The 20,554-nt window shown below is 68.7% G+C and carries 17 protein-coding genes; 7 read left to right on the top strand and 10 right to left on the bottom strand.

What is annotated here, in order from left to right; genetic code table 11:
• Positions 1–81: 81 nt before the first annotated feature.
• The 3 genes from ACOQFL_RS00090 to lpdA form a co-directional block, all read right to left on the bottom strand.
• Positions 82–966 (bottom strand): TIGR01777 family oxidoreductase, encoded by an 885-nt coding sequence (locus tag ACOQFL_RS00090; protein WP_435542016.1) that lies wholly within the window; start codon positions 964–966, stop codon positions 82–84.
• Between the two features lie 217 nt (positions 967–1,183).
• The gene (sucB, locus tag ACOQFL_RS00095) at positions 1,184–2,995 is read right to left on the bottom strand and encodes a 2-oxoglutarate dehydrogenase, E2 component, dihydrolipoamide succinyltransferase (protein ID WP_435542017.1); all 1,812 of its coding nucleotides are present in this window, start codon (positions 2,993–2,995) and stop codon (positions 1,184–1,186) included.
• Positions 2,996–3,061: 66 nt separating this feature from the next.
• Positions 3,062–4,432 carry a dihydrolipoyl dehydrogenase gene (gene lpdA / locus ACOQFL_RS00100; protein WP_435542018.1) on the bottom strand — a complete coding sequence of 457 codons (1,371 nt, stop codon included), beginning with the start codon at positions 4,430–4,432 and terminating at the stop codon, positions 3,062–3,064.
• Between the two features lie 231 nt (positions 4,433–4,663).
• Between lpdA and ACOQFL_RS00105 the strand changes: the two genes are divergently transcribed.
• The gene (locus tag ACOQFL_RS00105) at positions 4,664–5,014 is read left to right on the top strand and encodes an oxidoreductase (RefSeq protein ID WP_435542019.1); all 351 of its coding nucleotides are present in this window, start codon (positions 4,664–4,666) and stop codon (positions 5,012–5,014) included.
• 228 nt (positions 5,015–5,242) lie between these two features.
• On the opposite strand, the gene ACOQFL_RS00110 is transcribed toward ACOQFL_RS00105, so the two are convergent.
• The gene (locus ACOQFL_RS00110; RefSeq protein WP_435542020.1) at positions 5,243–6,736 is read right to left on the bottom strand and encodes a leucyl aminopeptidase; all 1,494 of its coding nucleotides are present in this window, start codon (positions 6,734–6,736) and stop codon (positions 5,243–5,245) included.
• Positions 6,737–7,186: 450 nt separating this feature from the next.
• On the opposite strand from ACOQFL_RS00110, the gene ACOQFL_RS00115 reads away from it, so the two are divergent.
• The 4 genes from ACOQFL_RS00115 (at position 7,187) to ACOQFL_RS00130 (ending at position 11,220) form a co-directional block, all read left to right on the top strand.
• Positions 7,187–8,434: an APC family permease gene (locus ACOQFL_RS00115; RefSeq protein ID WP_435542021.1), complete on the top strand. Its 1,248-nt coding sequence runs from the start codon at positions 7,187–7,189 to the stop codon at positions 8,432–8,434.
• Positions 8,435–8,589: 155 nt separating this feature from the next.
• On the top strand, positions 8,590–9,693 hold the full coding sequence (locus tag ACOQFL_RS00120) for a branched-chain amino acid aminotransferase (RefSeq protein WP_435542022.1): 1,104 nt from the start codon (positions 8,590–8,592) through the stop codon (positions 9,691–9,693).
• A gap of 92 nt (positions 9,694–9,785) precedes the next feature.
• On the top strand, positions 9,786–10,871 hold the full coding sequence (locus ACOQFL_RS00125) for a WD40/YVTN/BNR-like repeat-containing protein (RefSeq protein WP_435542023.1): 1,086 nt from the start codon (positions 9,786–9,788) through the stop codon (positions 10,869–10,871).
• 64 nt (positions 10,872–10,935) lie between these two features.
• Positions 10,936–11,220: a MoaD/ThiS family protein gene (locus ACOQFL_RS00130; protein WP_435542024.1), complete on the top strand. Its 285-nt coding sequence runs from the start codon at positions 10,936–10,938 to the stop codon at positions 11,218–11,220.
• Positions 11,221–11,476: 256 nt separating this feature from the next.
• Here ACOQFL_RS00130 and ACOQFL_RS00135 read toward each other — a convergent pair whose 3' ends face one another.
• From ACOQFL_RS00135 to ACOQFL_RS00155, 5 genes are all read right to left on the bottom strand, one after another.
• On the bottom strand, positions 11,477–12,220 hold the full coding sequence (locus ACOQFL_RS00135; protein WP_435542025.1) for an adenosylcobinamide-GDP ribazoletransferase: 744 nt from the start codon (positions 12,218–12,220) through the stop codon (positions 11,477–11,479).
• 21 nt (positions 12,221–12,241) lie between these two features.
• A complete protein-coding gene (gene cobT, locus ACOQFL_RS00140) occupies positions 12,242–13,396 on the bottom strand; it encodes a nicotinate-nucleotide--dimethylbenzimidazole phosphoribosyltransferase (RefSeq protein ID WP_435542026.1) in 1,155 nt (384 codons plus the stop codon).
• Between the two features lie 132 nt (positions 13,397–13,528).
• Positions 13,529–14,086, bottom strand: a complete 558-nt coding sequence (gene cobU / locus ACOQFL_RS00145; protein ID WP_435542027.1) for a bifunctional adenosylcobinamide kinase/adenosylcobinamide-phosphate guanylyltransferase — start codon at positions 14,084–14,086, stop codon at positions 13,529–13,531.
• Entirely contained in the window at positions 14,083–15,069 is a 987-nt protein-coding gene (locus ACOQFL_RS00150) for an aldo/keto reductase family protein (RefSeq protein WP_435542028.1), read from the bottom strand. The genes cobU and ACOQFL_RS00150 overlap by 4 nt, the downstream gene beginning before the upstream one ends.
• A 57-nt stretch (positions 15,070–15,126) precedes the next feature.
• Positions 15,127–15,765: a DUF3043 domain-containing protein gene (locus ACOQFL_RS00155; RefSeq protein WP_435542029.1), complete on the bottom strand. Its 639-nt coding sequence runs from the start codon at positions 15,763–15,765 to the stop codon at positions 15,127–15,129.
• A 301-nt stretch (positions 15,766–16,066) separates the two neighbouring features.
• Here ACOQFL_RS00155 and ACOQFL_RS00160 point away from each other — a divergent pair, with 301 nt between their 5' ends.
• Positions 16,067–16,432: a HesB/IscA family protein gene (locus tag ACOQFL_RS00160; RefSeq protein ID WP_435542030.1), complete on the top strand. Its 366-nt coding sequence runs from the start codon at positions 16,067–16,069 to the stop codon at positions 16,430–16,432.
• Positions 16,433–16,674: 242 nt separating this feature from the next.
• Here the strand turns inward: ACOQFL_RS00160 and ACOQFL_RS00165 are convergent, their stop codons facing one another.
• A complete protein-coding gene (locus ACOQFL_RS00165; RefSeq protein WP_435542443.1) occupies positions 16,675–17,979 on the bottom strand; it encodes a glutamate-5-semialdehyde dehydrogenase in 1,305 nt (434 codons plus the stop codon).
• A 367-nt stretch (positions 17,980–18,346) separates the two neighbouring features.
• Between ACOQFL_RS00165 and ACOQFL_RS00170 the strand changes: the two genes are divergently transcribed.
• Entirely contained in the window at positions 18,347–20,503 is a 2,157-nt protein-coding gene (locus tag ACOQFL_RS00170) for a glucan 1,4-alpha-glucosidase (RefSeq protein WP_435542031.1), read from the top strand.
• Positions 20,504–20,554 lie beyond the last annotated feature (51 nt).

The following is a 20,554-nucleotide window of genomic DNA, read 5'->3' on the forward strand; positions in this document are numbered from 1 at the left end:
CGATATCGCCGCTTCGTGTTCGCCGCGGAACCACTGCTCGTACATTTCGCGCGAAATCGTCAACCGTGGTCCGGCAGCACGTCAGGCCGAGACCGCCGCTCCGAGCGCGGAGCGAACCGTCGGGTGCTGGAAGGTGAAGCCGTGTTCCTCCAGCACCGCGGGCACCGCGCGTTGGCCGGTCAGCGCGACTTCCTGGGCGAACTCACCGAGTACCCCGCGCATCGCGAAACCGGGGATGACCCAGGGTGCGGGGCGGCCGAGCGCCTCGCCCAGCGCTCTGGTGAACTCCGCGTTGGTCACCGGCTCCGGACCCGTGAGGTTGACCGGCCCCGAGATCTCCCGGTTCTCCAGTACGAACCGGATGGCGGCTATCTCGTCGTCCAGCGAGATCCAGGGCATGTACTGGGTACCGTCACCGAGCCTGCCGCCGAGCATCAGCGAGAACAGCGGTTTGAGTTGGCCGAGCAGTCCGCCGGAGGGGGCGAGCACCGGGCCGGTGCGCAACCGCACCACCCGGGCGGGGCGAGCGGCGTCGGCCGCTGCTTCCCAGCGTTGGCACAGATCGGCGAGGAAACCCTGGCCGGGACCGGCCGTTTCGGTGACCAGCCTGCCGCCCGTGTCGCCGTAGAAGTCCACCCCGGAAGCGTTGACCAGGGTGGGAATACCGCGTTCGGCGACGGCCTCGGCAAGCACGGCGGTGGAACGGGTGCGGGAACGCAGCAGCTCCCGCTTGCGCTCGGCCGTCCATCTCTTGCCGCCGAGTGGCGCGCCGCAGAGGTTGATCACGGCGTCGGCACCGTCCAGGGCGCCCGTCTCGATCTCGCCGGCCCCGGGGTCCCAGCCGCGTTCGTCCGGCGCCTGGGCGGCGCGTCTGACCAGGCGAATCACTTCGTGGCGGGAGTGCCGGAGCGCCGGCACCAGATGGGTTCCGAGCAGGCCGGAGGATCCGGCGATAACCACACGCATGCCCCGATCTTGTCGCAATGATCGCCACAGTGCGAGACCGTCGCCCGATCGAGTGGTTGGCGCAGTGCGGTGGCCCGTTCTCCGGGGCGTCACACGGGACGCGGGGCGGTTCGCGCGTGATCACCGGCCACGAGAACCGGGGCCGCCCACCGAGAGTGGACGGCCCCGGAAAGTCCCGCGGCACCGCCGCGTCACCGGTCGTGTTCGACCGGCGAACTCACAACCCGAGGTCGGCGTCGAAGGAGCCCTCCTCCAGCCGCTGCTTGACGGTGTTGAGGAAACGAGCGGCGTCGGCGCCGTCCACGAGGCGGTGGTCGTAGGACAGCGCGAGGTAGACCATCGAGCGAATGGCGATGGTGTCACCGCCCGCCTCGTCGGAAACGACCACGGGTCGCTTGACGACCGTGCCGGTGCCCAGCATTCCCACCTGCGGCGGATTCAGGATCGGGGTGTCGAACAGGGCACCGCGGCTGCCGGTGTTGGTCAGCGTGAACGTGCCCCCGGACAGCTCGTCGGGTTTGACCTTGTTCTCGCGGGTGCGATCGGCCACATCGGCGATCTTGCGGGCGAGTCCGCCGAGATTGAGGTCACCGGCGTCGTGGATGACCGGGCTCAACAGGCCCCGGTCGGTGTCCACGGCGATCGCCAGGTGTTCGGCACCGTGGTAAGTGATCTCGTTGGCCTGCTCGTCGATCGAGGCGTTGAGCTTGGGATGCAGCTTGAGCGCTTCCACCGTGGCCTTGGCGAAGAACGGCAGAAAGGAGAGCTTGACACCCTCCGCGGCCTCGAAGTCGTCCTTGGCGCGCTGGCGGAGTCGTGCGATGCGGGTGACGTCGACCTCGATGACGGTGGTCAGCTGGGCCGCGGTCTGCAGCGAGTCCACCATCCGCTGGGCGAGTACCTGGCGCAAACGCGACATCTTCTGGGTGGTGCCGCGTAGCGCCCTGTCCTCCGCGGAGGGCTCCCCCTGGCCCGAGGCCGAGGCGACCGGTTCGGCGGTGGCAGTCCCCGCGGGCTGTTCGTCAGCTCGTGAGCCGGTGGCCGCGCCGCTCGACCGCTGTGTGATGGCCGCCTGCACGTCCTGCTTGCGGATGCGCCCGCCGACGCCGGTTCCCTGCAAGGAGTGCAGGTCGATGCCGTGCTCGTTCGCCAGCTTGCGTACCAGCGGAGTCACGTACGGCGCCGACCCCTCCGCGCTCTGCTGGGCTGGGGCCTGCTGGGCCGGAGCGGATTCGGCCGGAGCGGACTGCTCCGGTGCGGCTTGTGCCGCCGCAGCGCTCGGGGCGGGAGCGGCCGCCGTGGGCTGCGGGGCGGCTTCCTGTCGCGGGGGTTCCGGAGCGGGCTCGGGTTCGGGCGCGGCGGGTTGCGGTTCCGGTGCGGGCTGTGGCGCCGCGGCCGGTTCCGCCGACTGGTCACCAACCACCGCGAGTTTGGCACCCACCTCGACGGTCTCGTCCTCGGCGGCCGACAGTTCCAGGATCGTGCCCGCCATCGGGGAGGGAACCTCGGTGTCGACCTTGTCGGTGGAGACTTCCAGCAGGGGCTCGTCGACCTCGACGGTGTCGCCGACCTGCTTGAGCCACCGGGTGATGGTGCCCTCGCTGACGCTTTCACCCAGTGCGGGCATGTGCACGTCGGTGCCCTGGGCCGCGGAAGCCTGGGGCTGCTGGGTGGCGGGCTCCGGCTCGGGGGTGGGTTGGGCTGCCGCGGCGGGTTCGGGGGCGGCCGGTTCCGCCGGTTGCTGCGGGGATTGTTCCGTAGCGGCCGCTTGCTGCGGTGCGGCCTGCTCGCCGCTGTCTCCGATCAGCGCGAGTTCGCCGCCGACCTCGACGGTGTCGTCCTCGCTGGCGATGAGCTGCTGCACCACCCCGGCAGCGGGGGAGGGGATCTCGGTGTCGACCTTGTCGGTGGAGACTTCCAGCAGGGGCTCGTCGACCTCGACGGTGTCGCCGACCTGCTTGAGCCACCGAGTGATGGTGCCCTCGCTGACACTTTCACCGAGTGCCGGCATCTGGACGGAGAAGGCCATCGGTTGCTGACTCCTCGTACTCGTGGCGTGTGATGGGCTCTGACGTGACCGGTTGAGCGGAGTGCGTCAGCCGTGTACGTGGAGCGGTTTGCCCGCCAGGGCGAGATGCGCTTCACCGAGCGCCTCGGACTGGGTCGGGTGGGCGTGCACCAGCGGAGCGACGTCCTCCGGCAGTGCCTCCCAGTTGTAGATGAGTTGGGCTTCGCTGATCAGTTCGCCCACCCGGTCACCGATCAGGTGCAGCCCCAGCACCGGCCCGTCCGCGGCACGAACGATCTTGGCGGCTCCCGCCGTCTTGAGGATCTGGCTCTTACCGTTACCCGCGAGGTCGTAGGTGAAGGTCTCCACCTTGTCGTACTGCTCCCGGGCGGCGCTCTCGGTCAGCCCGACCGAGGCGACCTCGGGGTGACTGTAGGTCACTCGCGGGATGCCCGCCTCGTCGATGACCGGCGGGTTCAGTCCCGCGATGTCCTCGGCGATGAACACGCCCTGCTGGAACCCGCGGTGCGCCAACTGCAGCCCGGGGACGATGTCGCCCACCGCGTAGACCCCGGGGAGGTTGGTGCGCAACCGCTCGTCGGTGCGCACGAAACCGCGCTCCAACGACACGCCCGCCTCTTCGTAGCCGTGTCCCGCGGTGTTGGGGCCGCGTCCCACGGCGACCAACAACAGATCGGCGTCGATGGTCTCGCCGTTCTCCAGGCTGACGGTCACGCCGGACTCGTTCTGCTCGGCGCCGGTGAATTTCACGCCGGTGGAGAACTTGATTCCCCGCTTGCGGAAGGCGCGTTCGAGCTGCTTGGAACAGTATTCGTCCTCGTTCGGCACCAGGTGGGGCAGCGCCTCGACGATGTTGACCTCCGCGCCGAAGGAGCGCCACACGCTGGCGAACTCCACACCGATGACGCCGCCGCCGAGCACGACGACCTTCTCCGGCACGTAATCGAGGTTGAGTGCCTGTTCGCTGGCGATGATCCGACCGCCGAACTCCAGGCCGGGCAGCGTCTTGGAGTAGGAACCGGTGGCGAGTACCACATTGGTTCCGGTGTAGCGGGTGCCGTCGACCTCCACCGTGTTGGCGTCGACGAGGGTGCCCGCACCCTCAACGTAGTTGATCTTGTGGGCCTTGGCGAGCCCCTGCAGCCCCTTGTGCAGTTTGGTGACGATGCCGTCCTTGTACGAGTTGACGCCATCGATGTCGATGCCCTCGAGGGAGGCCTTCACGCCGAACTGCTCACTCTCGCGGGCCGAGTCCGCGATCTCCGCGGCGTGCAACAGCGCTTTGGTGGGGATGCACCCTCGGTGCAGACAGGTCCCACCGAGCTTGTCCTTTTCGATGAGGGTGACGGAAAGGCCCAGCTCCGCCGCGCGGAAAGCGCAGGCGTAGCCGCCGGAGCCGCCACCGAGAATGACTAGATCGGCGGACGTGTCGGTCACTTCGCACTCCTCGACAGGCATCATTTCTGCAACTCGCTACCGGAACCCCAGAGGAGCTCCGACTCTGAAAGCCATCTTGTCACCACGCGAGTCACGGGCGCGAGACGGGCTGCCCGCGTTCCCGGGACAAATGGCGTGAAGATCACACTCACTGCTGGGTGCAACGTCACGAAAGGTGGTTTTTATGCCCCGACTGGCAATATCGTGGTAACCGGTCAAGGAGGGAGAACCGTGGGCCTGTTCGAGCGTCTACGCCGTCGTGGTCGGTCGCGACGCACCCGCCCCGAGCGGAACCAGGACACCGAACACCTCCGGCTGTGGGCTGCTCAACGTCACGGTGTCGAGGGGTTCCTCGAGCCACCGACGCAGGTGACCGAGACGACGATCGTCTTCGTCGCCCACGACGGGGAGTGGACGCGGCGTCGGATCGAGGGACGGGACGCCGCGATCCGTTTCACGCATCGGCTGGGTGTCCCGTTCTACGAGGTCAACAAAGTCGGGTACCCGCAACGGATGCGCGACTACCAGCGCAGGCAGCGCGTGCTGCGCCGCCGCGAGTACCGCCGTGGGCTCGAGAGGTGAGCCCACGGCGATAACCTGCGGGAATATCCGCAACAGGACTTCGCTTCCTGGCCGGTTAGCCGGCACGTGAGTCGGCGCCTTGTCGCGTTGGGCCTGCTCTTGAGTAGCGACCTACGCGGCGAGCGGCCCGGCCTTGCGATGCATCCGACTCACGCCCCGGGGACCACTGGACCGAGGACACTCGGACCGTGCGGAACGGTCATACGGGCAAGCTCCATCGCAGGGCTCTCAGTTTCGTTCGGCGATGTCGGCCAACACCGCGGCCATCGTCCGCACCGGGACCCCGGTGCCACCCTTGGGGGTGTAGCCCCACGGGGAGTTCGAGTTGTACGCCGGACCGGCCACGTCGATGTGTGCCCAGGCGACGTCCTCCGCCACGAACTCGCTGAGGAAACGGCCGGCCACGAGCATGCCCGCCCAGCGCTGGCCGGTGACGTTGGCGATGTCGGCCAGCTTCGAGTCGAGGTCGGCCCGCAGCTCCTCCGGCAACGGCATGGCCCAACCGGCTTCGCCGGTGGCCCTGGACAGTTCGGCCACGCGGTCCCGGAAATCCTCGCTGCCCATGACGCCAGGTGTCCGTTTGCCCAACGCGACCAGCTGCGCACCGGTGAGGGTCGATGCCTCGATCAGGTACTCGGGCTCGTCCTCGCAGGCACGGGTGATCGCGTCAGCCAGGATCAGCCTGCCCTCGGCGTCGGTGTTGAGAACCTCCACGGTCTTGCCGCCGTACATGCGCAATACGTCGCCCGGCCGGTAAGCGGTGCCGGAGGGCATGTTCTCCGCCATCGGAACGGTGGCGGTGATGTCGAGCGGGTAGTTGAGTTTGGCCGCCAGCACCATGGTCGCGATGACCGCGGCCGCTCCGGACATGTCCGAGGTCATGTCCTCCATGCCCGCGGCGGGTTTGAGGGAGATGCCGCCGGTGTCGAAGGTCACTCCCTTACCGACCAGCGCCACCTTCCGGGCCCCCTTCTGGCCCTTGTGCCGCATCCGGACCAACCGCGGTGGCCGGGAGGAACCCTCACCGACGCCCAGGATGCCACCGTAGCCGTGTTTGCGCAGATCGTCGGCGTCGAGCACTTCGACATCCAACCCGGCCGAACGGCCCAGCTCGGATGCGCGCTCCGCCATCGCGGCGGGCGGAAGGTCGTTCGGCGGGGTGTTGATCAGATCCCGGGCGGTGTTGACCGCCTCGCCGATCGCCGTGGCGCCCTTCAACGCGGACTTCGCGGACTCGTCCTTGGCCTCGGAGACCACGAGGTCCACTTTGGTCACGGGGTCGTCGCCGGGTGAGGACTTGTACCGGGTGAACGCGTAGGCGCCCATCACCGTTCCCTGCACGGTCGCCGAAACGTCTAGTTCGGACAGTGTGGTGGCCGCGTGCGAGACCCCGGTCATCGCGCGGGCCGCCGCGCCCGCGGCACGGCGCACCGACTCGCTCGGGATCTCCTCGTCCGGATCGCGCTTGCCGAGTCCGACAGCGAGCAGGACTTCCGCCCGCAACGACCCACTCGCCGCGATTTTGACGACTTCCTCGGCCTTGCCGGTGGCGCCCAGCAGGGTCAACGTCTCGGTCAGGTTGCCGTCGAACGCCGCGGCGATCTCGTTCGTCCCCGGCGCGAGTTCAAGGCCGTCCGTGCCTTCCACGGTTCCGATGACGAGGGTTTCCACCGTCAGCTTCGCCGCGGCGCCGTCGACCAGGGCGAGTTTGGGGGTTGTCACCTGTGGCTCCTCCCGGAGTTGTGTGCCGTCGGGCAGGCGCTTCCAGCACCTGCCCACCGCATATCGCTTCCGCGGGCACTGTAGAACGGTGCGTCCGCCGGTGCGTATACCAGCCCGTGTTCGTGTCGCCGTGTCGTCGGGGGAGCACGCGCGGTGCGGGATCTCGCTCGGAGTCCCCGGGCGCCGCGGTTTCGTTCCCGAGTACCGTTTCGGTGAGCGGTCGATGCCGTCGGCGTGTCGGCCGGTGGTGACGCGCTCGTCGTGGCTTCCGTGTGCCCGCGGTGCGGACCGCACCGAGAGGAAGACGCGTCGAACGGGCGGATGCGGCGAGAGCGGGAAACGCAGCGAGGGGAACCGGCGGAGCGTTCCTCCGGACGAGGACGAGGTTCCACCACTACGAGGATGGTTTGCTTGGCCGAACGATCGGGAATCTCGGTTGGTTCGACAGTCGTGAGGCGAGCGGTTCCGCTCGCGCTCGGTGCCATGTTGGGTGCCGGGGTGTTCCTCGGCGTGGCCCCGGCCGTGTCGATCGCGGGACCGTGGACGCCCTTCGCCGTGCCGGTGGCGGCCCTCACCGCCTGGTGCGCCGCGAGCGCCACGAGACACCAGGCCGATTCCTACGGGCCGACGGGTGCCGGATACGCGTGTGTGCGGGACAAACTGGGAGTGGTTCCCGGCCGCATCGCCGCCGGGACGGGACTGTTCGGTCATATCGCGGCGCTGACGGCCGTGGCGGGTGCGGCCGCCCGCTACCTACCCGCCCCACAGTCGTTGACGGCGGCCGCGCTTCCGCTGCTCGCGGTACTCCTCTCCACCGCCGGACTTCGGATCCGGGGGGCGGCGGGTCTGCTCTGGCTGGCGTCGACGATCGCGGTGCTCGGCGTGGTGATCGCCGCGTGCCTGGCGATCACTCCGGTGGACTCGCCGTCGATCTCGCCCCAGGGGCCGTTGGCGATTTCCGGAGCGGCGGGAGTGCTGTTCTTCGTCTTCGCCGGTTTCGAGCGGCTGACCGCCTCCGCCGACAGGGCGGATCGGTATTCGGCGGCTGTGCTGGACCGTGCTCTGCCCACTGTGCTGCTCACCGCCGGTGCGGTGTTGGCGGTGGTGCTGATGGTGGTGTCGTACCAGCTCGGTTCCGCGCGGCTGGCGTTGTCGCCCGCACCGCTGCTCGACGCGTTGCGTGCGGCCGACGCGGCAGCGCTGACCTCGGGAGTGGGGGCGGCGGCCGCGCTGGTCATGCTGCCGGTGCTGCTCGCCGTGCTGGAATCGGCGCGTTCCACCGGTGCGGCCCTGGTCTCCGACGGCGAGTTGCCGGTGCTGTCGCGTCGTGCCGGTCCCGCGGGCACCTCTTACCCGTTCGATCTGGCGTTGGCCGCGGTGGCCGCGTCGTTGACGTTGCTCCTCGGTCCGGAACAGGCCGTCTCGATCGCCGCGTGCTGTCTACTGGTCCACTACGCGTTGGTGAACGCGGCGGCGAGGGTCCTGTTGCTCGACGGTGGGAAACTGCCGAGGCGTACTGCCTGCCTGGGTATGGGCCTGTCGGTGATTCTGGCCATGAGCATGCCCGTGCCCGCGATGGCGATCACGCTGGCGGTGGTGGTTCTGGTGCCGGTGTCGGCTTGGTCGATCCCGCGGCTGCGGGGTTTCGGTCGTGGACCGCGCCCCGACCGTCCTCCCGAAGAGCACGACGTCCGGTGATCCCGCGAACACCCAACGCGCAACGGGCTCCGCGATGTGCCCCACGAGGTGCGTACGACTGTCGTACGACCGACCATAAGTGACGCTGATACTCGGTCGCCCAATCGTTACCGGTCAGGTTTCCACTGCTCTCGGGCGCGCGATACGGTACGTTCATGAGCCAACCCGTCGTTTTCACCCGGACCGAGACCTCACGACCCGCGAGTGTGGAACATCGTTCGAAGGTACTCGCCGATCCCGGGTTCGGGAATTACTTCACCGATCACATGGTCACCGCCAGGTGGAGCACCGAGCAGGGTTGGCACGACGCCAGGCTTGAGCCCTATCACCCCATCGAGTTGGATCCTGCCACCACGGTGCTGCACTACGGACAGGCCATCTTCGAGGGGCTGAAGGCCTACCACCAGCCCGACGGCTCGATCGCCTCGTTCCGCCCGTGGGCCAACGCGACCCGTTTCCAGGACTCCGCACGCAGGTTGGCCATGCCGGAACTGCCCGAGGAGACCTTCCTCGACTCGCTGCGCGAACTGGTCTCGGTCGACAACCAGTGGGTGCCCACCGAGGGTGAGAGCTCGCTGTACCTGCGGCCGTTCATGATCTCCACGGAGCGAACCCTCGGGGTCAACCGTCCGGCGGGCAGCTACCTGTACATGCTGATCGCCTCGCCCGCCGGTTCCTACTTCGCGAGCGGCGTCAAGCCGGTCACCGTGTGGCTCAGCAGGGAGTACGTCCGCGCCAGCCCGGGTGGTACCGGAGCCGCGAAGTTCGCGGGCAACTACGCCGCCTCGTTCGTGGCGCAGGCCCAGGCCGCCGAACAGGGCTGTGACCAGGTCGTCTGGCTGGATGCCGTGGAACGGCGTGCGGTCGAGGAGATGGGCGGCATGAACCTGTTCTTCGTGCTCGGTTCCGGTGCGGAGGCACGGTTGGTCACCCCGGAACTGACCGGCAGCCTGCTGCCCGGTATCACCAGGTCCTCGTTGCTGCGAATGGGCGAGCGGCTCGGACTCGAAGTCGAGGAACGCCGCATCACCACCGAGGAATGGGAACAGAAGGCCCTCTCCGGCGAGATCACCGAGGTGTTCGCCTGCGGCACCGCCGCCGTCATCACTCCGGTGGGCAAGGTCAAACACAGCGACGGTGAGTTCACGATCGGGGACGGCACCCCCGGAGAGCTGACCATGAAGCTTCGTGAGCAGCTGACCGGTATCCAGTACGGCAAACTGCCCGACTCCGAGGGCTGGATGACGAAGCTGGCCTGATCTCCTCCGATCCGGTTACCGCGGCACGGCGATTGTCGGTGGCTCGACGTACCTTCCAGGTGAGAATCCGCTCACACCTACTGGAGGCGCTCGTGTCCTCGTCCGTATTGCTCGTGATCGGTACCAGGAAAGGATTGTGGCTGGCACGTCGGAACGGTGGGCGTTGGGACCTCACCGGCCCCTGGTTGCCGATGACCGAGGTCTACTCGGTGGCCGTCGACACCAGGGGCGAACCGCGGGTACTGGCCGGTACTGAGAGTCCGCACTTCGGCCCTACCCTGGTGACCAGTGACGATCTGGGGGAAAGCTGGCAGGAGCCCGAGCACGCCCCGGTCGCGTTTCCCGCCGACACCGAGACCTCGTTGCGGCGCGTGTGGCAGATCGTGCCCGGATCGCCCGAGGAACCCGGGGTGGTGTACGCGGGAACGGAGCCGTCCGCCCTGTTCCGCTCCGAGGACGGTGGCAGCAACTACGAACTCGTGCGGGGGCTCTGGGACCATCCGCATCGCGCGGAGTGGTTCCCGGGATTCGGGGGGCAGGCGGTCCACACGGTCCTGCCCGACCCCCGCTACCCGAACCGGATTCTGGTGGGCATGTCCACCGGCGGTGTTTACCGCACCACCGACGGAGGCGCCGAGTGGAACCCCGCCAACCACGGCATCCGGGCCTACTTCATGCCGGAGAACGAATACCCGGAATTCGGGCAGTGCGTACACCGGATGGCCCGGAACACCGCCGCGCCCGACCGGATCTATCTGCAGAATCACCACGGCGTCTACCGCAGCGACGACGGCGCCGAGACCTGGGATTCCATCGCCGAGGGGCTCCCCGCCGACTTCGGTTTTCCCGTCGCGGTGGATCCGGCCGATCCCGACACGGTGTACACCTTCCCCCTGGTAGCCGACCAGCACCGCTTCCCGCCGGAGGGGGACTGCCGGATCTACCGCAGCAGGGACGGTGGTGAGTCCTGGGAAGGTCTGGGTGACGGACTGCCCCGGGAGGGATTCTGGTCCGCCGTCATGCGCGACGCGCTCTGCCTCGACGACGGTGACCCCGCGGGAGTGTATTTCGGCTCCCGATCCGGAGAGGTCTACGCGAGTTCCGACCGGGGCGAGAGCTGGACCCGGATCGCCCAGCACCTGCCGGACGTGCTGTCGCTGCGCGCGGCCGTGGTCTGAACACCGCCCGCGAACCGCTGCACCTCCCCGCGAACCGCTGCACCACCGCCATCGGGAGACGATCATGCGAATCACCCTGGTAATCCCGCAGATGCTTCGTTCCACTGTCGGCGGAGCGGGCACCCTGCGGCTGTCCTTGGACGAGGAGGCCACGCTGCGCCAGTTGCTCGACGAGTTGGCCGTCACTCACCCCGCGCTGGAACGCAGACTGCGGGACGAGACCCGGACGCTGCGTCGTTACGTCAACTTCTACGTGGACGGTACGGAGTGTCGTGCGCTGGACGGCGTCGCCACCGCGCTCGGTGACGGTGTCGAGGTCAGGATCGTGCCCTCCGTCGCGGGCGGATAGCCGCGTTGCGGGGCGGCGATTTCGCGAGAAATTGACGCGCCCTTGGTGATCCCAAGCCGAGCTCCCACCACCTCCGCGGGCCGAACCCCGACCCCTCTCGCAGCCCGCACCACCGCGGGTTCTCCGGGGAGTGCCTCGTGAGGACGGACCCGACGTTGTGTAGTAACTACCCGATGTCGGGGCACCCGCAGCGAGGCGCCCCCGGAGGTTCCGCCAAGCGACCGGCTACGCGAACCGAGTTGACAACCTCCAGCGCTCAGCCGAGGGCGCATACGGCGAGTAGGAGGGTGGTCCCCAGTTCGCAGCAGGCGCCGAGCACGTCACCGGTGACTCCGCCGAAGCGGCGTAGCACGTGCCTGCTCAACATCCACAGCGAGCCGAAGGTCAGCCCCACGGCGGTGAGACCGACCCACCACGTTCCCGGCGTGGCGAAGCCGCCCGCGAGCAGCAGTGCCGTCCACCAGGCGAACACGGTGCCGGGGGGCTGCGTGCCCGCCACCAGCGAACCCATACCCTCTTCCCGCGCGGCCGGGATTCCCCTGCGGCAGCACAGCGGGAAAGCGGCTCTTCCTCCGGCGCAGGCGAGTATGACGACCCCCCACGCGCCCTGGGAGGCGGCCGCGGCGAACCCCGTGGCCTGCACTCCGATCGTCAGTACGAGCCCGGCCACCGCGAACGGGCCGGTGCTGCCGTCGCGCATCACCGAAAGCGCGCGTTCGGCGGAGCCGTAGCAGCCCAACCCGTCCACGGTGTCGGCCAGCCCGTCGATGTGCATTCCCCTGGTGGCCAGTGCCAGCGCGGCCACGGTGAGCAGACCCGCCAGCAGTGCGGGGGCTCCCAGTGCGAGCAACGTCCACAGGACGAGGGCGGCGAGTCCCCCCAGGACGGCTCCCACCAGCGGAGCGAACGAGATGGCACTCCTGCCGGTGCGATCGTCGACGGTGTCGACCCGCACCGGCAGTACGCTCAACCAGGCGAACGCCAGTCGTAGTCCCTGCAAGCCGCGTCCCTGCACAGCCACTCAGTCCGCGGCGTCGCTCGGGGAGGCTCCCGCAGCCTCGTCGGCCGTGGGGCCCGCGATACCCGCTTCGGCGAAGCTCGCCATCTCGGCCAGCACCCGGATCGCCGCGTTGACCACCGGCAGGGCCGAGACGGCTCCGGAACCCTCGCCCAAGCGCATGTCGAGATCCAGCACCGGCCGCAGGTCCAGGTGCTCCAGCACCAGGGGTGCGCCCGGCTCGACGGAACGATGCCCCGCCAGCCACCACTGCGCTGCTCCCGGAGCGAGCTCCTCGGCGACCATCGCCGCGGAGCCGACCACCACGCCGTCGAGGAGTACGGGAGTGCGGCGCACCGCCGCTTGCGCGAGGAAGCCCGCCATGGCTGCGATGTCGGCACCACCCGCCGTGCGCAGCAGCGTCAACGGATCGTCCACCACTTTGCGCGCACGTCGCAGCGCATCCCGGATGGCCGCGGTCTTGCGCATCCACGCAGCGTCGTCGATCCCGGTGCCACGGCCGACCACCGCCACCGGCTCGTTCTCGGTCAGGGCCGCGATGAGGGTGGCGGCGGGGGTGGTGTTCCCGATACCCATGTCACCGGCGATCAGCAGATCGGCTCCGCTGTCGATCTCCTCGTCGGCCAGTGCCCTGCCCGCGGCGACCGCGTCGTGCGCCTGCGGGGCGGTGAGCGCGTCCTCGACATCGAGCGAACCGGACGACTTGCGGATCTTGTGCGCCGAGACGGTCCGGTTCGTCTCGCCGTCCACGGCCATGTCCACGACGCGTACTCCCGCTCCGGCGTTGGCGGCCAGCGCGTTCACGGCGGCCCCGCCGGTGAGGATGTTGTCGACCATTTGGGCGGTGACCTCGCTGGGGTAGGCCGAGACACCGTTGGTGGCGATCCCGTGGTCACCCGCGAAAACCACCACGCGGGGCCGGTCGAACGGCCTGGGTGGGCAGGCGCCCTGCCGGGCCGCCACCCAAACGCCCAGTTCCTCCAGCCTGCCGAGTGACCCGGCGGGTTTGGTGAGTCCGTCGTGCCGGGCCACCGCCTGTCGGTGTGCCTGTTCGTCGGGTGGCCGGACCACGCCGAATTCGATACCCGGCCGGTCCGTGCTGTCCTCCGGTTCTGCCGATGGGGTGTGCACCGGTTGTGGATCGGGCACCGTGGACAAGCCTTACCTCCGTAGTCGTTCGGCCGGAGTCGGGCGTGGCCACACCGCGCTCGGTTACGCACCGCCGCCGAGTTCACCCGCCGGGAGGGGAGCGCGGTGGCCGACTCCGGGGCTTCAGCGTAGGTCAGCCACTCAACGTAGTCGCAGTGGTAGTCCCGCGACCAGCAGCAGCACCTCGTCGCAGACTTCGGCGAGCCCGGCGTTGAGCGCACCCAGCTCGTCCCGGAACAGTCGTCCCGCCCTGCTCTCCGGGACCACACCCAGCCCGACCTCGGCCGAGACGAGGAGCAGTGGTGCCGAACACGATTCGCACGCGCGTACCAGTTCGCCCCGCTGTCGGCGCACGAGCGTCAGCGCCGAGGTCTCGCGTTCCCACGCCCCGGCATCGTCCAGCGCGCCCGTCAGCCAGGTCGCCAGATCGTCGACGAGGATCGGGGGGTCCGTCGCTCGCGCGTTGTTGAGCAGGTCGACCAAGCCGTCCGGATGCGGAGTCTCCACGGTCTCCCAGTCAGTCGGACGGCGCGCCACGTGGTCGGCGATACGCCGGTTCCATTCCTCGTCGCGGGGATCCCGCCGTGCGGTGGCGACGTAGGTGGCTGCCCTCTCCGGCGGGAGCAGCCCTTCGGCATGGGCGGACTTGCCGGAACGCGCTCCGCCCAGTACCAGCGTGCGGTGCTCGGCCCCGGTCACGGCGTGGTGGTGTGGCGGGGATCGGTCTCCGCCACGTGCCCGATGACCTCGTCGATCTTGTCGAGCACGTCCTGGTCGAGTTTCACCCCTGCCGCCCGCACGTTGTCGATGACCTGTTCCGGACGGGACGCGCCGATGATCGCGGCGGAGACGTTCGAGTTCTGCAGGACCCACGCCACGGCCAGCTGGGCCATGGACAGCCCCAGGTCCTCGGCGATCGGCTTGAGCTGCTGTACCGGTTCCAGCACCTCGTCCCGCATCCACCGCGAGATCATGTTCGCGCCGCCCGCCTCGTCGGTCGCCCTCGAACCGGCGGGAGCCTCCTGGCCGGGCAGGTACTTGCCGCTCAGCGCGCCCTGCGCGATCGGCGACCACACGATCTGGCCGAGCCCCTCCCGCTGCGAGGTCGGGATCACCTGGGACTCGATCACCCGCCACAACATCGAGTACTGCGGCTGGTTGGAGACCAGTGGTACCCGCAGTTCACGTGCCAGCTCGGCGGCCCGGCTGATCTGCTCGGCGTTCCATTCCGAAACACCGATGTAGAGCGCCTTGCCCTGGCGTACCAGATCGGCGAACGCGGTCATGGTCTCTTCCAGCGGAACGGTCCGGTCGAACCGGTGTGCCTGGTAGAGATCCACATAGTCGGTCTGCAGCCTGCGCAGCGAGGCCTCACAGGACTCCATGATGTGCTTGCGGCCCAGACCGCGGTCGTTGGCTCCCTGCCCGGTGGGGAAGTAGACCTTGGTGAACAGCTCGATGCTCTCCCGGCGCACCCCCGACAGCGCGCGTCCGAGCACTGCCTCCGCCCGGGTCGCCGCGTAGACGTCCGCCGTGTCGAAGGTGGTGATCCCCTCGTCGAGAGCGGTCAGCACGCACGCCTGCGCCTGTTCCTCCTCGACCTGCGACCCATGGGTGAGCCAGTTTCCGTAAGCGATCTCGCTGATGTTCAGGCCGCTGTGGCCGAGCCGACGAAACTCCATGCCGTCCAGCCTAGATCCACATCCCGGCGTGCGCCCAGCACCGTGACCGAGCCGTACTCACCGGACCTCGTTGATGTCCTTCGGAGTGACCCGGGGGCGGGGGACACGCAGTTTGCGCAGCTGCATCGCACGGGTGAAGGCGTACCACCCCATGCTGATCCCCCTGTCCTTGGCGTCGGGGAACTTGGCGCGCACCTGTTTCGTGACGATCCGGCCGAGCATGGTGCCCTCGAAGATCATCGTTATCAGCAGCGCCAGGCAGAACACCGTGGCGACCTGGACGACCATCTGGACCTGCACCAGGGTGGCCAGGAATATCACCAGCACCAGCGGCATGAACAAGCCCATCAGGTGCCTGCGGGAGTCCACGATGTCGCGAACGTGTGCTCGTACCGGTCCGCGGTCGCGCGGCATGAGGTAGCGGTCGTCGCCCGCCATCATTCGTTCGCGGCGTTCGGCCGCGGCCTTGCGCCGTTCCGGCTTGTTGCGACGCATCCGCTTGAACGCCTCGCGCTGGGTGCGCGGGGGCGGTGGAACCGGGCCCCGGCGTTTGCTCTCGGACTCGCGACGTTTCGGGGTCGGCCTGCCCTTGGCCTGGGTCGAATCGTTCGCGTTCTCCCGCGTCGCCTCGCCACCGTGCTCGTCGCTGTCGACGGTGGCGGTTTGCTCGGCGGTGTTGCGACGGAGGAACTTCACCCCACCAGCGTAAGTGAAACCGTCCGCGTCACGAATACCGACTCCACGGGTGGACGCCGATCGTGGCGATCGCTCGGGGTGGGGTGGGCCATGCCACCGGCGCCCCCGTCGTGGCGCGGGCCCCGGGCCGGTGCCCCGATTTCGTTCGCGATGCGCACCGTTTTCCGTGCGTACCATGTGTGGTGCTACCCGCGGGTGTCACAATCGGCGTGCGCGGGTTGGACCGCGGGAATACTCGCACTTACCGTGACCGTTGAGGTCGCGGGAACCTGCCAGCAGCCGCTAACCGCAAGGGAGAGCCATGACCGCCCAGGAGACAGCCGTGGAGACCGAGGCGCCCGCTCATGGCGTCACGTTGACCGACTCGGCGGCCAGCAAGGCCAAGACCCTCCTCGACCAGGAGGGGCGCGATGACATGCACCTGCGCATCGCGGTTCAGCCGGGTGGGTGTGCCGGACTGCGCTACCAGCTGTTCTTCGACGAGCGCACGCTCGACGGGGACGCGGTGCGCGACTTCAACGGCCTGGACGTGATCGTCGACCGGATGAGCGCCCCCTACCTGCAGGGCGCCGTGATCGACTTCGTGGATTCGATCGAGAAGCAGGGCTTCACGATCGACAACCCGAACGCCGGCGGTTCGTGCGCCTGCGGTGACTCGTTCCACTGAGCGGACGCGATCAGCCTTTTCCGGGGATGGTGCGACGAGGGGCCTCGTCGCACCATCCCCGTTCTCGTGGGTTGCCCCTCGCTGCCCCGACCGCCCCGAGGTGGTCGGGCGGCAGTCCCGATGTGGCAGGGCACGATGTGGCGGGACGCGGGATCAGTACCGGTGGCTCCCGGAGCCGATGCCCGCTCGCCCGAGCGGGCTCCGCCACGTAGTTCGGCGCGGTGACCCCGGAGGCCCCCTGATCAGGGACGGGTGTGTCCGTCGCCCCAGACGAGCCACTTCGTCGTGGTCAGTTCCGGCAGCGCCATCGGGCCGCGGGCGTGCAGCTTCTGCGTCGAGATCCCGATCTCGGCGCCCATGCCGAACTGGCCGCCGTCGGTGAAGGCGGTGGAGGCGTTGACCACGACAGCGGCGGAGTCGACCCGCGTGGTGAATCGGCGGACGGTGGAGACGTCCTCGCTGATGATGGCCTCGGTGTGTCCCGTGCCGTGCCGCGCGATGTGAGCCATCGCCTCGTCGGGGGAATCAACCACCGCCACCGCCAGGTCCATCGACAGATACTCGGTGTCCCAGTCCTGCTCGGTGGCGGGGGTGGTCGGTGCCGTGTTCCCGATCGCCTCGGCAGCACGTTCGTCGGTGTGCAGTGTCACCCCGGTCTCGCTCAGTTCCCGGCCCAGCTCCGGCAGCAGGGTGTCGGCGACCTCCCGGTGCACCAGCAGCGTCTCCGCCGCGTTGCACACGCTGACCCGGCGCGTCTTGGCGTTGCGGACCACCTGCCGTGTTTTCGCCGCGTCGGCGGCGCGATCCACGTAAACGTGACAGTTACCCACACCGGTCTCGATGACCGGCACCGTGGCCTCCTCGACCACCGCGTTGATCAGCCCGGCGCCGCCACGTGGGATCACCAGGTCCACCAGGCCGCGCGCGGTGACCAGATGCCCCACCGAGGAACGGTCCGCACACGGCAGCAGCGTCACCAGGTTCGGGGAGAAGCCGGATTCCACCAGCACGTCCCGCAGGATCGACACCAGCGCGGTGTTGGAACGTGCCGCCGAGGAGGAGCCGCGCAGCAACACGGCGTTGCCCGACTTCAGGGTCAGTCCGGCCGCGTCCACGGTGACGTTCGGGCGCCCCTCGTAAACGATGCCGACCACCCCGAGCGGCACCCGCACCTGCCGCAGCTCCAGCCCGTTCGACAGCATGTTGCCGCGCACCGTCTCTCCGACCGGATCCGGCAGCCCCGCCACCGTACGCAGCCCGGAGGCGACCTCGGCCACGCGTGACTCGGTCAACTTCAGGCGGTCCAGCATCGCCTCCGGCATCCCGGAGCCGCGTGCCGCGTTGAGGTCGAGCTCGTTGGCGTCGAGAACCTCCCCGGCACGGCGTGCCAACGCGTCGGCCATCGCGGTCAGCAGGGTGTCCTTGGTGTCCCGGGTCGCGGCGGCGAACTCGGCGGCGGCCTCGCGGGCACCCCGCGCCGCGGCCAGTACCTCTTCCCGGCCGGTGTCCGCTCCGGCGGCGGACCCCGTGGGTGACTTTTCCGGCATAGTGGTGCTCACACCGCCCAGGGTAGAAGATTCGCGCCCGGCAGTGGTCGCGTGGTGAGGTGGCCACCTCGCGTGATCCGGTGGTTCGCGGGGCACTCGGATTGCTCTTTCCGGAGTATCACGAAAAGCGCGAAAACCCTCCGGGCGTTCCCTCGTTGTGGTTCCGGTTTCGACGGGGATTCCTCGGGCTGCGGTGCCGCGGTTCCGAACAGCCGAAAGATGCCGTTTTCCGGGGGACTCTTCTGTATCGATTGCGCAAGTGATGTTGCGTATGTAGAACACCGTCCCGGGCGAAGCGTCGGCCGGGCGTCGCGCGGCGACCGGGAGACGTTTCGTCGGCCTTTCGAGCCCTGGAAAGGAATCGACGATGGGATTACCACCGAAGTGGGGATCGAGGAGGACGGGGAGTCGTTCGGCTGTGCTCTCCGCCGCTGTGCTCGCCCTGGTGACCGTCCTCGGAGGGGGTGTGCCTGCCGGAGCGGTTTCCACGAGCGCGCCGGGTGCTCCCGGCATATCCTCCGCGTGGACCACGGGTGCCAAACGAGGTGTCGGTACTTCCACCACACCGGAGTCGAAGGTCTGGCACACCCTGGGGCAGGGGATTCTCAACGAGGTCTACTACCCACGCCTGGACGTGCCGAACGTGCAGGACATGCAGTATGTCGTCAGCGACGGGCGCAGCTTCACCGAACTGGAGCGCGACGCCACCACGAGCCGGATTCTGCTACCCGACTCGCGATCGTTGCGGTACCGGCAGGTCAACACCGACCGCGACGGCAGGTATCGCATCACCAAAACCTACATAACGGACCCGGAACGCTCGGTGCTGCTGGTCCGCACGCGTTTCGAGGTGCTGGAAGGCGGCCCGCTGCGGCTCTACGCGCTGTACAACCCCTCCCTCAACGGCAGTGGGATGGGCGACAGCGGAGCCACTTCCGGGGACACCCTGGTCGCCAGTGACGGCGAGGTCGCCAGCTCGTTGGCCGCCTCGAACGGCTTCAGTGCCACCACCAGCGGCTACAGCGGTACGTCCAGCGATGGTTACCGCGACCTCGACGCCGACCACCGGCTCGACAATCGCTACGAGCGGGCGGGCCAGACCGGCAATCTCGTGCAGACGGCGCGCGTGCCTGTCAAGACCGACACCACGTTCACGCTCGCACTCGGCTTCGGCGAGGACAGGACGGCGGCGAAGACAGCCGCGCGCGGCGCGCTTGCGGACGGCTACGGCGCGGCCAGCCACGAGTACGACGCGGGCTGGCACCGCTACCTCGCCTCGCTGAAGCGGGTTCCCGAATCGGTGACCTCGCGGGGGCTGACCACCCAGTACAACGTCGCCGCCATGACGCTGAAGTCCCAGGAGGACAAGACCTATCGAGGTGCTTTCGTGGCGTCCACCTCGATTCCCTGGGGTGGTGCCAAGAACGCCGACAGCTGCTGCACCGGCGGGTACCATCTCGTGTGGTCGCGTGATCTGTACCACACGGCGACGGCCGCGATGGCGCTGGGCGATCGCGCCGCCGCCAACCGGGCCCTCGACTACCTGCTGAACGTGCAGTGGCGGGAGGACGGTTCGTTCCCGCAGAACACCTGGCTCGACGGCGAACCGCACTGGCCCAGCCTGCAGCTGGACGAGGTCGCCTATCCCATCGTGCTTGCGCACCAGTTGGGCAGGACCGGTGACGCGGAGTGGGCCAAGCTCCGGAGGTCCGCCGACTTCATCGTCGAGAACGGTCCCGCCACCCCGCAGGAGCGTTGGGAGGAGGAAAGCGGTTACTCTCCCTCGACCATCGCGGCCGAGATCGCGGGTCTGGTCACCGCGGCCGACATCGCCCGGCAGCACGATGACCGGCGAGCGGCGCGGCGGTATCTCGCCACCGCCGACAAGTGGCAGCGCAAGGTGGAGGACTGGACCTTCACCACGAGCGGACCGCACGGTGACGGCGAGTACTACCAGCGCGTGGACGACGACGGTGATCCGGACAACGGCCACCAGCTGTGTCTGAACAACGGGGGCGGATGTCACGACGAACGTGCCGTGGTCGACGCGGGATTCCTGGAACTGGTGCGGCTCGGCGTCAAACCCGCCCATGATCCAGCGGTGCTCGACTCGCTTCCCGAGGCCGACGACCGGCTGCGGGTTCGAACTCCGAACGGGCCCGGCTGGTACCGCTACAACCACGACGGCTACGGCGAGGCCCCGGGCGGCGAGCCCTACACCGGAACGGGCATCGGCAGGCTCTGGCCGCTGCTTACAGGTGAACGTGGTGAGTACGAGATCGCCTCCGGCGATCCGGCGGGTACTCATCTGGAAACGATGGCCCGGATGGCCAACGAGGGCTATCTCATTCCCGAACAGGTCTGGGACAGGGAGTCCGAGAACGGCTTCGCGTTCGGTGAGGGCACCGGATCCGCCACTCCGTTGGCGTGGTCCATGAGCCAGTTCGTGCAGCTGGCCCAAAACATGGACGCGGGCAGGAATCTGGAGACACCGGAAGTGGTGGCCCGGCGCTACACTGAGTGAGCGGTGTCGCGACGACCGCCCGGCCGAGCGCGGTGCCTCGGGAGAGCTCCG

This window comes from Actinopolyspora sabaoui (assembly GCF_051225635.1).
In the GTDB taxonomy this organism is placed as follows: Bacteria; Actinomycetota; Actinomycetes; order Mycobacteriales; family Pseudonocardiaceae; genus Actinopolyspora.

Coding starts and splice junctions, on each gene's coding strand:
- ACOQFL_RS00090 (WP_435542016.1), bottom strand. CDS start 966: ATGCGTGTGGTTATCGCCGGATCCTCCGGCCTGCTCGGAACCCATCTG.
- sucB (WP_435542017.1), bottom strand. CDS start 2,995: ATGGCCTTCTCCGTCCAGATGCCGGCACTCGGTGAAAGTGTCAGCGAG.
- ACOQFL_RS00165 (WP_435542443.1), bottom strand. CDS start 17,979: ATGCCGGAAAAGTCACCCACGGGGTCCGCCGCCGGAGCGGACACCGGC.
- ACOQFL_RS00120 (WP_435542022.1), top strand. CDS start 8,590: ATGAGCCAACCCGTCGTTTTCACCCGGACCGAGACCTCACGACCCGCG.
- ACOQFL_RS00150 (WP_435542028.1), bottom strand. CDS start 15,069: ATGGAGTTTCGTCGGCTCGGCCACAGCGGCCTGAACATCAGCGAGATC.
- ACOQFL_RS00160 (WP_435542030.1), top strand. CDS start 16,067: ATGACCGCCCAGGAGACAGCCGTGGAGACCGAGGCGCCCGCTCATGGC.
- ACOQFL_RS00130 (WP_435542024.1), top strand. CDS start 10,936: ATGCGAATCACCCTGGTAATCCCGCAGATGCTTCGTTCCACTGTCGGC.
- ACOQFL_RS00170 (WP_435542031.1), top strand. CDS start 18,347: ATGGGATTACCACCGAAGTGGGGATCGAGGAGGACGGGGAGTCGTTCG.